We start from the raw sequence: 14,037 nt of genomic DNA, 5'->3' as shown, positions 1-14,037 counted from the left end.
TTATTTATAAACATTTGAATGCTAAGAATTGATTATAAGTAGGTAATTCTCATAAAAATTTCATATTTTTGCAACCTAAAATTTTAATCAATAATGAAGGTTACCGCACAAAACCATGATGACGTAAGTGCATTACTTACAGTGACATTGGAAAAATCTGACTACAAAGAAAAAGTAGACAAGCAGTTGATTAATTATGCTAAAAATGCGCAAGTTCCTGGTTTCAGAAAAGGGAAAGTGCCTTTGAGTATGGTTAAAAAACAATATGAAGCAGGTATTGCATTCGAAGAAATCAACAAACAGGTTTCTGACGCATTGAATAACTATGTTAACGAAAACAAGTTAAGATTAGTTGGGCAGCCTGTTCCTCAGCCAGTAAACCAATTAGATTACAATGCTGAAAAAATTGAAGTTGCTTTCGAAGTAGGATATGAGCCTGAATTCACTATAGATTTAGCTAAATATGAAGCTCCTCATTATAAAGTAGAAGCTTCTGACAAAGAAATTACGAAGAGCATTGAGAACATGCAGAAGCGTTTTGCAGAGCAGATTCCTCAGGATAAAATCACTAAGGATTCTTACGTAGCTTTAGAAATTTCTCAGGTTGTAGAAGAAGATGCTGAAGGAGAACACCACCATCACCCAAAGAACGTTACCATTACTGCTGAAAACAAAGAAGCTTTCAAATTGGTAAAAGCTTTAAAAATGGACGGTTCTGTAAAAGTATCTAAAGAAACTCTTGCAGGTGATGAAGAATTGGCTAAAGAATTAGGTTTCAGTAAAGAAGAAGTTGAGCATTTACACCATGCTGAAGTAGAAGTTAAAGTAAAAGATTTCTATTCATTGAAACTTGCTGAACTTAACCAAGAGCTATTCGATAAAGTTTACGGAGAAGGAACAATCAAATCTGAAGAAGAACTTAAAGAAAAAGTAAAATCTGAGTTGGATGAGTACTTCCAGCAGAATGCTGACGTTCACTATGTGAATAAAGTATTGGAGCAGGTTACTGAAAAAGAAGAAGTGAAACTTCCTGAAGATTTCCTAGTAAAATGGTTATTATTCTCTAACCAGAATATCCAGTCTGAAGAGCAGGCTAAAGGAATTCTTGAGGCAGAGAAAAGCCAGTTAAGATACCAGATCATTGAAGGTAAATTAATGACAGATAACGAAATCCAGTTAGACTACGCTGATGTATTGGCACAGGCTGAGCAGTTGGTAAGAAATCAGTTGGCGATCTACGGAATCCACCACTTAGGTGATGAGGAAATCCAGAAATATGCTGTTGAAATGTTGAAGGACCAGGAGCAGGTAAGACAGATTTCTTCTGAAGTGGCTATGGCTAAACTGAAGGATGTTATTCTTGAAAAAGCATCTAAAAAAGAAACTAAAATCTCTCACGACGAGTTTTTAGAAGAGCTTAAAAAGTAATTTATTCCGATATAAATATTTCAGAACCTCCGAGAAATCGGAGGTTTTTTTATCTACGGGCTAAAATTTATATTTCTTTTAATATATTCCTCATTTTTATTACCCGAAATCACTACTGTAAGTCCATATCATAAAGGAAATCTTACCATTTACTTTCGGATATTCTTAAAAAACCTTAATATATCCGGGCAGTAATTATCCCGTATTCCCCATAAATATCCCTTGTTTATTTTCTTGTGGCCAATATTCATATATTTACACCCTAAACTTATTATAGATATGAAAAAGATCATCATTCCGTTTTTCTGTGCCGTACTCTTTTCAGTGCCGGCAGCAGCTCAGCAGACCAGTGCAGCTCCCGCAAAGACGGAAGTTGTAAAATCTAAGCTGACCCCAAAAGAAGTTATTGATAATTACTTTAAAGCTTTGGGAGGTAAAAGCAAATTAGAAGCAGTGAAATCTACGGTTATTGATAATACACTGAATGTTCAGGGAATGGATATCACCATGAGCACTACGAAGATGGGTAATAAATTTAAATCTGTACAGACCGCAATGGGACAAACGGTAAGCCAGGTTTTTGACGGTGAAAAAGGATATATAGAAAGAGCCGGACAGAAAACTGATTTCCCTGCTGATAATATTGCCGAACTGAGAAAAGGAACAACTATTGAGGCGTTAGCTTTTAACCCTGCCAATTTTCAGACAGCAACAGTAGAAAAACTGGACAATAAAGATTATAACGTATTATCTTCAGAGAAAGGAAAATTTTACTTTGATGCCGCTACCGGACTTTTATACAGATCTTCTATGGGAGAAGGAAATGTTACCGTGAAAAACTATCTCACTGCAGAAGGCTTAAAGTTCCCTTCTGAGGTAGATATTGACGGAAAAGGACAGAAAGTAACGATAAAGACGACTAAGGTAGTTTTGAATACTGTTACATCTGATGCAGATTTCAAATAAAAACTGATATTTTACAGTATTAAAAGCCGGATATTTTCCGGCTTTTTTTACCCTGAATAATTTTAACTCAATTTTAACTTTAATATGAATTTTGAGACTTCTTCAGGTGGTGAATAATTGATACTTTTAGTTCGAAAATAAAAATTAATAATATGAAGAAAGTTTTATCCTCATTTGCGGTCATCTTCCTGATGTCAACAAATGTTTTCGGGCAGAATATTCCTGTGGATTCTTCCGTGAGAATCGGTACCCTTCCCAACGGAATGAAGTACTACATTAAAAAAAATGCATTACCTGAAAAGAAAGTAGATTTCCGTCTGGCTATCAATGCCGGATCTATTCTTGAAGATGAAAACCAGAGAGGTTTAGCGCATTTTATGGAGCACATGAACTTCAACGGGACTAAGAATTTCCCGGACAATAAGCTGGTAGATTTTCTACAGTCTATTGGGGTGAAATTCGGGCAGCATCTTAATGCCTATACAAGCTTTGATGAAACCGTATACATGCTTCCCGTTCCATTAGATAAGCCTGGAAATTTGGATGCAGGGCTTAAAGTAATGGAAGACTGGGCTTTTAATGCAACCCTTTCCGACGCGCAGATCAATAAAGAAAGAGGCGTTGTTCTGGAAGAGTTAAGACTTGGTCTTGGCGCCGACAAAAGAATGGCTGATAAGTATCTTCCTAAATTATTATATAAATCTCAATACGCAGACAGACTCCCGATCGGTAAAAAAGACGTATTGGAAAATTTCAAGCCGGATGTGATTCGAAAATTCCATCAGGACTGGTACAGACCGGATCTGATGGCGATCGTAGTCGTAGGAGATATTAATGTGGACGAAGTTGAAAAAAAAATCAAAGACAACTTCGGCAAATATAAAAACCCTTCAAAACCAAGGGAGAGAAAAGTATTTGATTTGCCTAACCATAAAGAAACATTGGTAGCTATAGAAACTGATCCTGATGCTACAAACTCAATGGTTCAGTTTATTATGAAAGATGCAGAGGCTTATCAGCCGGATGTAACGGTTGAGCAGTACAACCAAAGTATTGTAGAGGGGCTTTCCACCGCAATGCTGAACAATAGATTAAAAGAACTGATCAATTCAAATAATCCGCCTTTTACCTTCGGGTCAGTTTATCATGGAGGAACCTATGCAAGAAGCAAAGAAGCCTTCCAGGGATTTGCCATGGTAAAAGAAGGAAACCAGTTAAACGCCCTGAAAGTTCTTTTAGAAGAAGTGGAAAGAGCGAAGAGATTCGGATTTACACAGACTGAACTTGACAGGGCAAAAGCACAGATGCTGTCCAATCTTGAACGTTCTTACAACAACCGCGACAAGACGGAAAGTGATATGCTTGTAGATGAGTATGTAAGAAATTTCCTGGAGCAGGAGCCGATGCCGGGAATCGCCTGGGAATATGAAGATACAAAATCTTTCCTTCCTAAAGTTACTTTGGCCCAAACCAATGAAGTGATCAAGAAAATGGTGAAGGATGACAGCAGGGTGATCGTAATTACAGGACCTAAGAAAGATAACGTTACAATGCCTACAGAAGCAATGGTTCTGAATACATTTGAATCTGTAAAGATGGCGGACCTTAAGCCTTACGAGGAAAAAGCAGCTATTAAAAACTTAGTGAAACCTTTTAAATCGGAAGGAAAAATCGCTAAAACAGAAACGGATGCCAAACTGGGAACAACAACCTGGACATTGAGCAATGGGGCAAAAGTAACCTTTAAAAAAACCGATTTCAAAGATGACGAAATTGTGTTTTCAGCAAGAAGTTTAGGAGGAAATTCCTTAATCTCTGATGCTGATTTTATCAAAACTCAGTTTGCCTTCGCAGCATTATCTGAAGCGGGAGTAGGGGGATTGTCAAAAGCGGATCTTACCAACTACCTTGCAGGAAAGCAGGTAAGTGTAAATCCAATGGTTGGACCTTATTATGAGGGAATATCAGGAAGAACTTCCCAGAAAGATTTAGGAACCGCTATGGAGCTTACGTATGCTTATTTTACAGGATTAAATTACAACCCTGCCGCATTCAATGCTTACAAAGAAAAGCAGTCTGCCATGCTGGACAATCTGTTGTCAAACCCTCAGGCTTATTTTTCTAACGAACATGCGAAATTCATGAATCAGAAGAACCCAAGATTCGTCGGACTATTTCCTATGGAAAAAGACTGGGCTAATACAGATTATAAAAAAGCATACGATATCTATAAAGAAAAATTTGCCAATGCCGGAAACTTCCAGTTCTATTTCGTAAAATATTGACGAAGCTACATTTAAAGAACAAGTACTTCAGTATATCGGTAGTCTTCCTTCATCAGGAAAAACTTCAACATTCAAAGATACAGGCTACAGACAGTTAACCGGGGATCATTCGAAAGTGTACAAAAAAGGGAAAGATCCGAAGAGTCTGGTGACGATCTCTTACAGTGGAGAAACTCCTTACAACGAGAAAGAAGCTTTAGCTCTTGCAGCACTTGGAGAAGTAGCTACCATCAAGGTTATTGAAAAACTTAGAGAAGATGAAAGCGGAATTTACGGTGGCGGAGCGAGAGGAAGCATGAATAAAATCCCTTACAGTGCTTACAATTTCAGCATCAGTTTCCCTTGTGGACCTGAAAATGCAGAAAAGCTTACGAAAAGTGCTGTTACCGAACTTCAGAAACTTATTGATAAAGGTCCTGAGCAGAAAGACCTTGATAAATATAAAGAAGGAGAGTATAACGACAACAAAACAGAGCTTAAGGACAATATGTTCTGGCTGAACGCTCTTGCTAAAAATCAGTTGGATGGAAGTGATAAATATGACATCCTTAATTATCAGGAAAAAGTAAAAGCACTTACCGTGAAAGACCTTCAGGATGTTGCTAAGAAATACCTGGCAAAAGGAAAAATTACAGCAACGCTGATGCCGGAAGACGGATGGGAAAATGCTAAAAAAGAAGAGACAAAACCAGCGGTAGTTGGAGCAACAGTAGTTAAACAGTAGTTTATTTTAAAATAATTGATAAAGAAAAACCGCAGATCAGTCTGCGGTTTTTTATTTTAAGAGCCATATGCTTTTTTCCATTCATCGGCAGCTTCACTTAAAACATTGTAAAACTCTTCACCATATTTTCTGGTCAGTGGAGTTTTCAGAAACTTGTAAACAGGAACCTGCAGTTCCTTTCCAAGCGTGCAGGCATCGCTGCATACATTCCATTCGTGGTAGTTCAGGGCAGTAAAAGTAGAATATTCCGTGACGCGGATCGGGTAGAGATGGCAGGAGATCGGTTTTTGCCAGTCTACGGCACCGTCTTCATACGCTTTTTCAATACCACATTTCGTGATTCCCCTTTCATCGAAAGTAACATAAGCACATTCGCGGTCTTCCACCATGGGTGTAACATACATTCCATCCTCCGGATCTGTAGTCCACGTTCCCTGTTCTTCAAGGGCTTTGATGCCTTCCTGTGTAAGATAAGGCTTTATTTTATCAAGAATACTGTCTAAAATCTCAAGTTCATCCTTATCTAGCGGAGCACCTACATCTCCTTCCACACAGCATGCACCTTTACATTTCGTAAGGTTGCAAACAAATTCTTCGGAAAAAATATCCTCTGAAATCAATTTATCGTCTATCTGAATCATAATCTTTAAAATAAATTAAAATACGTACCTGCTTTAAAAGCAATCAAACTTATAATGATAAGCCATAAGCTCACCTCCTGCATCCAGTATTTGGGTAAAAATCTCATCATCCTGCTCAGGATAATGCTCGATGGAAATGCCAGAAGCAGTAAATATTCATAGTTTTTATTCATGTACAAAATAATAGTCACCAGCTGGGCCAGTGAGAATACAAGCAAAAACGTATACTTATATCTGCTTATCGGGCTTTTCTTATTATAGTTTTTAAAGTGGTCATATACAGCATAAATAAGCATCAGGAGAATAGGGATTAAAGGTATCAGATCAATATAATCTGTCATTAGTCTCATTTTTCCAAAAGGAAAATAATCAATATTCCATGTAGTAAACCGGAAAAAGAACATGATCGAAAAATAACTGAAAGCAATCAATATGGTTCCTAAAAGAAACCTGAAAAGATTCAGGCTTATTTTTTGAGATGTTGCGATCACGTGAGCGATCACGAAAAGTGCCATAGGCCATGTGGTAGGCAGGAAAATAAAATTCAGCGCAACGATGGCTCCTACCAGAACATAAGATTTCTTCCTGATGTCTTCATCTGCGCTGGTTAAAAGCAGCAGTAGAAAAGAATTGGTGAGCAGTGAAACGGCAATTCCGATATCCAGATTTCCCGGATAAAGTCCAAAAATAAAAAATGTATATAAAAATAATGGTAGATGCGTCTGATAATTAAGAGCAATACTGTGAAAACAAAAATATCCCAAAGCAATTCCCAGAAAAGTTATTCCCGCTATAATTGCTTCGTAGGTGTTGAAATTCAGGATGTTAAATATTATGACTACTAAAAGAAGAAAACCAATATAAACAGGAATTGAAAAAATATTGCTTTCTTTTGAAAGTAATTTAAACATTTTTTATAAATTTGTACAAAGTTAATTTAAAAAAGGAAAATAATGACGTCTTTCTGGTTATTCTTAAGTAAAGTTTTCAAATGGGCCTTTGGTTTTTTTGATGCATTTGGAAATGTTCTAAACTGGATTTTATTTATCGTTTGCTGCGTATTGTTTACTTACTGGTGTTATGTACTGGTTGTAAAACTAGGTGGTGATAAAGATAAAGACTATTATTCTCCTACTGAGGGTAAGAACCCTTATTACGATCCTAAGATCTATAAAAAAGAAGGTTAATTAATTGGTTATATAGTAAAAAACCGATCGGACTTTGGTCTGATCGGTTTTTTTATTAATGATTAAAATTTATTTTCTTTAGTCGTGGATAGGAAGTACCAGTACCGGAACATGGGAATCTTTTGTAAGTCCCTTCGTTAAACTTCCTACAAAAACATCATATATTCCGCTTCTTCCGTGCGATCCCATTACGATATAATCAGCATTTTTGGCTTTCGCATATTCCAGGATGGTATCTTTTGCAATACCCTGCTTTAATAGATGCTCACAGTCTATATCATTGGCAATAATCCTTTGCTCAATCTTATTCAGCTGTATAAGCTCCTCTCTGATCTCATTGGCTTCTACTTCAGGAAAATATTGATATCCCATATCACCGATAGCAAAACCGATATCAGAAGGTGCGACGTGAATCAGAAAAATTCTGCCGTTCAGCTGTTTTGCAAATTTTACAGCTCCATCTACAAGCTGTTCTGTTTTGTCCCCAAAATCTACGGGTAGTACAATATTTATCATGACCTTTAATTTTGTTATTTAAAGATAAGAAAAAATTGACAGACTTTATGTTAAATACTTATAATATTACCTGTCAATTGTTTATTAGTGAAGCATTACTCCGCAAAAACTATTTATTACCAAATTTATTTTCTTATTGATTCTCGGCCTGTAGCTCCAATCTATTTTACTGGTCTCATTTATTTTTTTTACTTTCTGATTTTTTATTAAATATTTATTATTTTTGCTTATTAATTCAATAATGTTTAATTAAATTGAATAAATTAACAAATTAATTTTAATTATTTTAGTTATAATTTGTAAATTAATTAATTTATTATTGTCGAATTTGTTTTATAATTAAATTTATTAGCTAATGTTTGAGATTGGTATAAAAGCTTGGGATTTTGCAAAAATTGCATTCAGTGATGAGAGATATAAGTATATGCGTAAACAGCAGTATAAAAGTTTTGTTTTAGCTTTAATTAATTATAAATCTTCAAAATATTGGTTTGAAATTTTAGAAAAGGATCGATACAAAGAAGTTCTCTCTCTGAGGCCCCGTCTTTTTCTGAAGCCATTTAAGGTTTATCTTTCAACTAAATATTCCATCCATCAAAGAATTAAAATCATTTGTGATACTTATGATTTTATTTATGATAAACATATTGAGAAAATAATACAAGAGGAAGATCATATAATATGCGAATTTGCCTTAAAAAATGGATTGCCGGCAAAGTTGATGATTGGCTATGATGATCGGTACAGAAAGGAAGGAGAATTGGTTTTGTCTCTGGTAATTGATCACCTGTATGGTAATATAGCTGCCCTGTCTTTTTCTGTAGAAAAAGATGAAAATAATGAATGGATGTGTAGGGTAGGCTGTCTGCAGGGCAGGCCTGTAGTACATGGTGTTTACGTTACTAAGGAAGCCCAGAAACTGATGAATGGAGTAAGGCCCAAAGCTTTTCTGGTTGAAATTCTGCAGGAGTTTTGTAAAACACTTGGTATAATATCCATTAATGCAATAGGAGGAAAATGCCAGGCCCAAAACAAAAAACATTTTATTCACATTTCTTTTTTGCATACGATACAGTTTTCGTATAGCGATTTTTGGGAAGAAATGGGAGGTCAGGATCTGGGGAATAATTGGCACGCATTACCATTGGAAACGTCCAGGAAAAACATCAATGATATAAAATCGGAAAAAAGAGCTTCTTACAGAAAAAGGTATGAACTCATTGATTCTGTAAAGAGTAGTTTACGGGATTATCTGAAAAGCAACCATGAAAAATAGAAAATAACAGTTCTGAAGTTTTAAAACAGAACTGTTGTTTCCTGTTTAGTTTTATAATATTCTAATATCAAGTACTTTATCATCTTTCAGGTAAGCTTCAAGAATATCATTTTCGTTCACTTTTCCCACTCCTTTTGGAGTTCCTGTAAAAATAAGGTCACCAACTCTCAATGTAAAATACTGAGACGCAAAAGCGATAATGTCATCAAAACTGAAGATCATGTCTTTAGTATGGCCATCCTGGACTTTTTCTTTGTTTTGCAGCAATGAAAACTGCAGCCCTTCAAGATTATAATTTTGTTTGTTGAAAAAGTTTCCTACCACTGCCGAGCCATCAAAACCCTTGGCAAGCTCCCACGGAAGACCTTTGGATTTAAGCTCGCTCTGAAGATCTCTTGCCGTAAAATCTATTCCTAAGCTGATCTCTTCATAATGTTTGTGAGCCATCTCTTTCTGGATGTATTTTCCTCCTTTTGAAATCTTTACAACCACTTCCAGCTCATAATGAATATCATTGGAAAATTCAGGAATATAAAAATCATTTCCTTTTAAAACCGCCGTGTCAGGCTTCATGAAAATAACCGGTTTTTCAGGGATTTCATTTCCTAATTCTTTTGCATGTTCGCTGTAGTTTCTTCCTATACAAATGATTTTCATAAGTCTTTAATTATTGATGTTTTATGTATTCGTCATTGCGAGCTGTAGATCTGCAAATGCAATTCAGTCACAACGAAGCAATCTTTTATTATCCTTTAATCTATTAATGGGTAAACTGATTTCCACAGTAATAGCATACAAAATTCTGGCTCGATAAAATTGATATTCCAAAGAAACTAGTTGCTCTGTCGTCCCTGTAAATATGGTTTGAGCCACATTTCGGACATACAAAATCAAATGCAGGATCCTTAATGGTATGTTCCACTTCTAAAGAATAGGCTTCATTATCATTATAATCCTGTAAAATTTGTTTCGCTTTTTCCAGATCGTCTTCAAAAACCTGAAGCTGGATACCTCCCACAGCCTGTGACAGCAGCCAGTCAGACTGGATGAGCTGTTCATTGGCAATGAAGCCATTCACTCCGTTTTCGGCAAGAATTTGCTTGTCCCTATTAGCTTCAAGGGCTGTTTCGTAAAATTTAAAACGAACTAGGTTTGACATTTTTTAAAATTTACCTGACAATTGAATTTTTGTGAAGACTTTCTTCGTGTAAAGCGGGAAATCGGCATTCTGAAGCCATCCGTAATAGCCCAGGTCTTTCTGGAAAACAGCTTTTACAACCTGTCCTTTATATTTTCCGAAATTGAAAACGGGTTCTGATTTTTCATTGTATCCAATAAATCCGGCAAGGTCTGCATTCTTATTGTGGAATGTAAATTCACTTAAAGGAGCGATTTCATTTGGGATATCGTCATACTTTCCGACCTGTGCATCCAGTACTTCAAAAGTGGCCATCACATCAGCTTCTGCAGAGTGAGCATTTTCTAACACTTTTCCACAGTAAAACTGATAGGCTGCACCCAAATTTCTCGGTTCTTTCTTGTGAAAAATGGTCTGCGCATCTACCAATCTGAATTTGCTGAGATCAAAATCTATCTCAACTCTTAACAGCTCTTCTGCCAGAAGCGGAACATCAAAACGGTTCGAATTAAAGCCTCCCAAATCACTTCCTGAAAGCATTTCCATGATTTTTGGAGCAATTTCTCTGAATGTTGGAGCATCCTTTACATCTTCGTCATAAATTCCGTGTATCTCGCTGCATTCTTTCGGAATAGGTATTTCCGGATTTACGCGCCATGTTTTGCTTTCTCTGGATGCATCCGGATTTACTTTTAAAATGCAGATTTCTACAATTTTATCTTTTCCGATGTTGGTTCCTGTGGTTTCAAGGTCAAAAATGCAGAGAGGTTTATGGAGTTTTAAATTCATGTCTATAATTGATAATGTGTTAATTTGAAAATAAGCTAATTTCTAAATTTGTAGCTTTTAAAGTCTAAAACCTGATGTCTCACATCTGATATCTACTTCAGCTGTTTCTGAAAAATAAGTGATACTAATATATAATAAATAACAAGCATCGGAATGCCAACGATCTGAAACAGGATCAGAATAGCAATTCCGCCACCCAGTAAAATAACTTTTGGGTAGTTGTCCTGGAGCTTTTTAGATTTAAATTTCATCGCCATCATTTTAATTGGACTTATCAGAAGCCATGATGTGATAATGGTTAATAAAACTAAAAACAAAGAATTTTCAAATAAAATCCCGAAAGCTCCTCTTTCCCTGAAAGCATAATACAGTCCAAACAGCAATACTGTATTGGTAGGTGTATTCAGTCCTTTAAAATAATAACGCTGTTCCTCATCAAGATTGAAAATAGCCAGTCTGAGGCATGAAAAAATAGTCACCAGAAGACCTAAATAGCTAATGTCAAAAGGAAGATGCAGCCCTAATATTTCATTTCCGAAAGCTTCTAAGGCTTTATACATCGTAAGACCGGGGATCAGTCCGAAGCTTACCATATCCGCCAGCGAATCCAGCTGAAGCCCCAGATTGGAGTTTGATTTTAAAGCCCGGGCTATAAACCCGTCAAAAAAATCAAAAACAGAAGAAAGAATGAGGCAGATGGCCGTAGTCTGGTAATCTCCTAAAATAAGATGTATTGCACCTACACAGCCCGCAAATAAATTGGCAAGCGTCAATAAATTGGCAAGATTATTTTTTATGAAATTCATGTCAACAAAAGTACAGTTTTTCCAAATTTTAACCTGAAATATTATGAAGGAAAAAATACATTAATAGGTTTTTGATGTAAATTTGCCGAATGAAATTTTTTAAAGAATTTAGAAAACAAGAAGTTCTGGTCCTTTTTTACCGGATTTTCTTAGCATACGTTTTTTATCAGGTTGCCCGGCTTTTGTTTTGGTATTTCAATAAAGAGCTCATTAAAGTGGATTCCGTTTCAGATTATTTCAACCTGGCATTTCATGGAATAGCCTTTGATACAACGGCGATCTTATATATCAACGCTTTATTTATTCTGTTAAGCCTGGTCCCGATCATCATCAATACAAAAAAAGTATATCAGACCGTTTTATTCTGGCTGTATTTTATCACCAACGGAATTGCGTATGCCATGAATTTCGGTGATTTTGTCTATTATAAATTTTCACAGGCAAGATTAACATCTACAGCATTAGAGGTTGCAAAACATGAAACCAACATTTTTAAAGTATTCACGGTTTCATTGGGCCAACATCCTTTTGTTCTCATATGGTTCATTATTTTAATGGCACTTTGGGTTTTCCTTTATAAAAAAGTGAAAATTACAGAACAGAAACCTGTAAAACTTATCCCGTACTTTATCTGGTCTTTGCTGGTTCTTTGCGGTACGGCTGTTTTGGCTGTTGGAGGAATCCGGGGCGATTTCAAGCATAGCACAAGACCTATTAATTTAGTGGATGCAAACCGTTTTGTAGCGAATCCCCTACAGGGAAACATAGTGTTGAACAGTACATTTTCATTTTTCAGAACCCTAGGAACCAATAACTTTAAAGAAGTTCACTTTGTAGACGAAAAATATATTGCTGATAATATTCAGCCTTATAAGATATATGACAGGAAAGTAGAGAAACGTCCCAATATTGTCATTTTTATTGTTGAATCTTTTGGACGTGAATATTCAGGAGCTTTTAATAAAGACAAAAATATAAACGGTTATGTTTCTTATACCCCTTTTATAGACAGCCTTGCAGGCCAGAGTTTGATTTTTCCTAATATGTTTGCTAACGGTAGACAGTCCATTCATGGGATGAGCAGTGTGTTGGCGGGAATTCCAAGCCTTACCGACGCTTTTACGAGCTCACCGTATTCCAATCAGAAAATCCAGTCTATTGTTTCAGTGTGTAATGATTTGGGCTATGATACTTCCTTTTATCATGGAGCTCCCAACGGATCGATGGGTTTCCTTGGATTTGGAAATATATTGGGCTTTAAACATTATTTTGGGAAAAATGAATTCAACCATGATGAAGATTTCGACGGAATGTGGGCGATATGGGATGAGCCTTTTCTTCAGTACTTTGCGAAAAATGTAGGAAAAACACAGCCTTTTATGTCTACAGTATTTACTGCTTCATCACATCATCCGTTCAAAATCCCGGAAAAGTACAAAGGGAAGTTTAAAAAAGGAACTATAGAAATGCACGAGCCGATGCAGTACACGGATTATGCTATCAAAGAATATTTTGAAACCGCTAAAAAACAGCCTTGGTTCAATAATACCATCTTCGTTTTCACGGGAGATCATACCAATCAGATCGCTTACGGTGAATATGAAAAAGCGATGAACCGTTTTGCAGTTCCTTTACTATTATATTCACCCAATCCGGAATACAACCTTAAAGGCGTGAATCCTGAAACAGCGCAGCAAATAGATATTTATCCTACCCTGGCAGATCTGATCGGGTATAATAAACAGATCAGAAGCTGGGGACGAAGCCTTGTCAGCGATAAAAAATACCCATCTATTGTGGTGAACTCAGATGGAAGCTCAGAACAGTTCATCATTGGAAACCATATGTACCGTTTCGACGGTAAAGAAATTACAGGAGTATATGAGAAGAACGACCTAGGCTTTGCAAACAACCTAATAGGAAAATTAAAGACACCTGAAATAGAAAAAGAAATGAAGACTGCAAAAGCATGGTATCAGGATTATATGGACAGGGTAATCAACAGAAAGCTTAAATAACATGAATTCAGAGAGTTTTAGGGTTTAGTTGATGGTTGATAGTTGCTGATCAGGACCCCGCATTCCTAAGCTTTATGAGTTACTAAAATCTACAATCAAAAGTCTCATATCTTGTGTCTGAACTCTGAAATCATCATACCTGTTAATTTAACCTTTTACACTTTGGCCTATCATATGCTTAGTATAATAAAAGTTTTTGTCTGTTTAAGATTTAATTTATACATTTAACAACAGATACATAACAAAAAACGTATATCGGAATT

14 protein-coding genes are annotated in these 14,037 nt (G+C 36.1%); 7 read left to right on the top strand and 7 right to left on the bottom strand.

Going from position 1 to position 14,037, the window contains the following annotated elements; translation table 11 throughout:
* Positions 1–93: 93 nt before the first annotated feature.
* From ACMGDK_RS12425 to ACMGDK_RS12410, 4 genes are all read left to right on the top strand, one after another.
* Positions 94–1,428 (top strand): trigger factor, encoded by a 1,335-nt coding sequence (locus ACMGDK_RS12425; RefSeq protein WP_436808241.1) that lies wholly within the window; start codon positions 94–96, stop codon positions 1,426–1,428.
* Positions 1,429–1,707: 279 nt separating this feature from the next.
* Positions 1,708–2,394: a hypothetical protein gene (locus ACMGDK_RS12420; RefSeq protein ID WP_436808240.1), complete on the top strand. Its 687-nt coding sequence runs from the start codon at positions 1,708–1,710 to the stop codon at positions 2,392–2,394.
* A 152-nt stretch (positions 2,395–2,546) separates the two neighbouring features.
* A complete protein-coding gene (locus tag ACMGDK_RS12415; protein WP_436808239.1) occupies positions 2,547–4,679 on the top strand; it encodes a M16 family metallopeptidase in 2,133 nt (710 codons plus the stop codon).
* Entirely contained in the window at positions 4,675–5,403 is a 729-nt protein-coding gene (locus ACMGDK_RS12410) for a M16 family metallopeptidase (RefSeq protein WP_436808268.1), read from the top strand. The genes ACMGDK_RS12415 and ACMGDK_RS12410 overlap by 5 nt, the downstream gene beginning before the upstream one ends.
* A 56-nt stretch (positions 5,404–5,459) precedes the next feature.
* On the opposite strand, the gene ACMGDK_RS12405 is transcribed toward ACMGDK_RS12410, so the two are convergent.
* Together ACMGDK_RS12405 and ACMGDK_RS12400 are read right to left on the bottom strand one after the other, a co-directional pair.
* Positions 5,460–6,044 (bottom strand): DUF3109 family protein, encoded by a 585-nt coding sequence (locus ACMGDK_RS12405; RefSeq protein WP_111956346.1) that lies wholly within the window; start codon positions 6,042–6,044, stop codon positions 5,460–5,462.
* Between the two features lie 5 nt (positions 6,045–6,049).
* On the bottom strand, positions 6,050–6,955 hold the full coding sequence (locus ACMGDK_RS12400; protein WP_436808238.1) for a DUF6427 family protein: 906 nt from the start codon (positions 6,953–6,955) through the stop codon (positions 6,050–6,052).
* A 42-nt stretch (positions 6,956–6,997) separates the two neighbouring features.
* Here ACMGDK_RS12400 and ACMGDK_RS12395 point away from each other — a divergent pair, with 42 nt between their 5' ends.
* Complete coding sequence (locus ACMGDK_RS12395; protein WP_111956350.1) at positions 6,998–7,231, top strand: DUF6341 family protein; 234 nt, start codon at positions 6,998–7,000, stop codon at positions 7,229–7,231.
* A 78-nt stretch (positions 7,232–7,309) separates the two neighbouring features.
* On the opposite strand, the gene ACMGDK_RS12390 is transcribed toward ACMGDK_RS12395, so the two are convergent.
* Entirely contained in the window at positions 7,310–7,747 is a 438-nt protein-coding gene (locus ACMGDK_RS12390) for a universal stress protein (protein WP_436808237.1), read from the bottom strand.
* Between the two features lie 355 nt (positions 7,748–8,102).
* On the opposite strand from ACMGDK_RS12390, the gene ACMGDK_RS12385 reads away from it, so the two are divergent.
* Positions 8,103–9,023 (top strand): DUF535 family protein, encoded by a 921-nt coding sequence (locus tag ACMGDK_RS12385; protein WP_436808236.1) that lies wholly within the window; start codon positions 8,103–8,105, stop codon positions 9,021–9,023.
* A 51-nt stretch (positions 9,024–9,074) separates the two neighbouring features.
* On the opposite strand, the gene ACMGDK_RS12380 is transcribed toward ACMGDK_RS12385, so the two are convergent.
* The 4 genes from ACMGDK_RS12380 to ACMGDK_RS12365 form a co-directional block, all read right to left on the bottom strand.
* Complete coding sequence (locus ACMGDK_RS12380) at positions 9,075–9,680, bottom strand: fumarylacetoacetate hydrolase family protein (RefSeq protein WP_436808235.1); 606 nt, start codon at positions 9,678–9,680, stop codon at positions 9,075–9,077.
* Positions 9,681–9,783: 103 nt separating this feature from the next.
* Positions 9,784–10,182: a putative signal transducing protein gene (locus ACMGDK_RS12375; RefSeq protein ID WP_436808234.1), complete on the bottom strand. Its 399-nt coding sequence runs from the start codon at positions 10,180–10,182 to the stop codon at positions 9,784–9,786.
* A gap of 3 nt (positions 10,183–10,185) precedes the next feature.
* Positions 10,186–10,950 carry a 3'-5' exonuclease gene (locus ACMGDK_RS12370; RefSeq protein ID WP_307220630.1) on the bottom strand — a complete coding sequence of 255 codons (765 nt, stop codon included), beginning with the start codon at positions 10,948–10,950 and terminating at the stop codon, positions 10,186–10,188.
* A 92-nt stretch (positions 10,951–11,042) separates the two neighbouring features.
* A complete protein-coding gene (locus ACMGDK_RS12365; RefSeq protein ID WP_436808233.1) occupies positions 11,043–11,756 on the bottom strand; it encodes a CDP-alcohol phosphatidyltransferase family protein in 714 nt (237 codons plus the stop codon).
* 89 nt (positions 11,757–11,845) lie between these two features.
* Between ACMGDK_RS12365 and ACMGDK_RS12360 the strand changes: the two genes are divergently transcribed.
* Positions 11,846–13,774, top strand: coding sequence for an LTA synthase family protein (locus ACMGDK_RS12360; RefSeq protein ID WP_436808232.1), 1,929 nt, complete (start codon positions 11,846–11,848; stop codon positions 13,772–13,774).
* The last annotated feature ends 263 nt before the right edge of the window (positions 13,775–14,037 follow it).

The sequence above is a fragment of the Chryseobacterium hilariae genome (assembly GCF_051400735.1).
In the GTDB taxonomy this organism is placed as follows: domain Bacteria; phylum Bacteroidota; class Bacteroidia; order Flavobacteriales; family Weeksellaceae; genus Chryseobacterium.
Note: the sequence above shows the minus strand (reverse complement) of the source record. Positions and strands in the feature narration are given on the sequence as shown.

What these genes read in the sequence shown, in the direction of transcription:
- ACMGDK_RS12395 (WP_111956350.1), top strand. Translation starts at nt 6,998, where the DNA reads ATGACGTCTTTCTGGTTATTCTTAAGTAAAGTTTTCAAATGGGCCTTT.
- ACMGDK_RS12365 (WP_436808233.1), bottom strand. Translation starts at nt 11,756, where the DNA reads ATGAATTTCATAAAAAATAATCTTGCCAATTTATTGACGCTTGCCAAT.
- ACMGDK_RS12390 (WP_436808237.1), bottom strand. Translation starts at nt 7,747, where the DNA reads ATGATAAATATTGTACTACCCGTAGATTTTGGGGACAAAACAGAACAG.
- ACMGDK_RS12405 (WP_111956346.1), bottom strand. Translation starts at nt 6,044, where the DNA reads ATGATTCAGATAGACGATAAATTGATTTCAGAGGATATTTTTTCCGAA.
- ACMGDK_RS12415 (WP_436808239.1), top strand. Translation starts at nt 2,547, where the DNA reads ATGAAGAAAGTTTTATCCTCATTTGCGGTCATCTTCCTGATGTCAACA.
- ACMGDK_RS12375 (WP_436808234.1), bottom strand. Translation starts at nt 10,182, where the DNA reads ATGTCAAACCTAGTTCGTTTTAAATTTTACGAAACAGCCCTTGAAGCT.
- ACMGDK_RS12425 (WP_436808241.1), top strand. Translation starts at nt 94, where the DNA reads ATGAAGGTTACCGCACAAAACCATGATGACGTAAGTGCATTACTTACA.
- ACMGDK_RS12360 (WP_436808232.1), top strand. Translation starts at nt 11,846, where the DNA reads ATGAAATTTTTTAAAGAATTTAGAAAACAAGAAGTTCTGGTCCTTTTT.
- ACMGDK_RS12370 (WP_307220630.1), bottom strand. Translation starts at nt 10,950, where the DNA reads ATGAATTTAAAACTCCATAAACCTCTCTGCATTTTTGACCTTGAAACC.
- ACMGDK_RS12385 (WP_436808236.1), top strand. Translation starts at nt 8,103, where the DNA reads ATGTTTGAGATTGGTATAAAAGCTTGGGATTTTGCAAAAATTGCATTC.
- ACMGDK_RS12380 (WP_436808235.1), bottom strand. Translation starts at nt 9,680, where the DNA reads ATGAAAATCATTTGTATAGGAAGAAACTACAGCGAACATGCAAAAGAA.
- ACMGDK_RS12420 (WP_436808240.1), top strand. Translation starts at nt 1,708, where the DNA reads ATGAAAAAGATCATCATTCCGTTTTTCTGTGCCGTACTCTTTTCAGTG.
- ACMGDK_RS12400 (WP_436808238.1), bottom strand. Translation starts at nt 6,955, where the DNA reads ATGTTTAAATTACTTTCAAAAGAAAGCAATATTTTTTCAATTCCTGTT.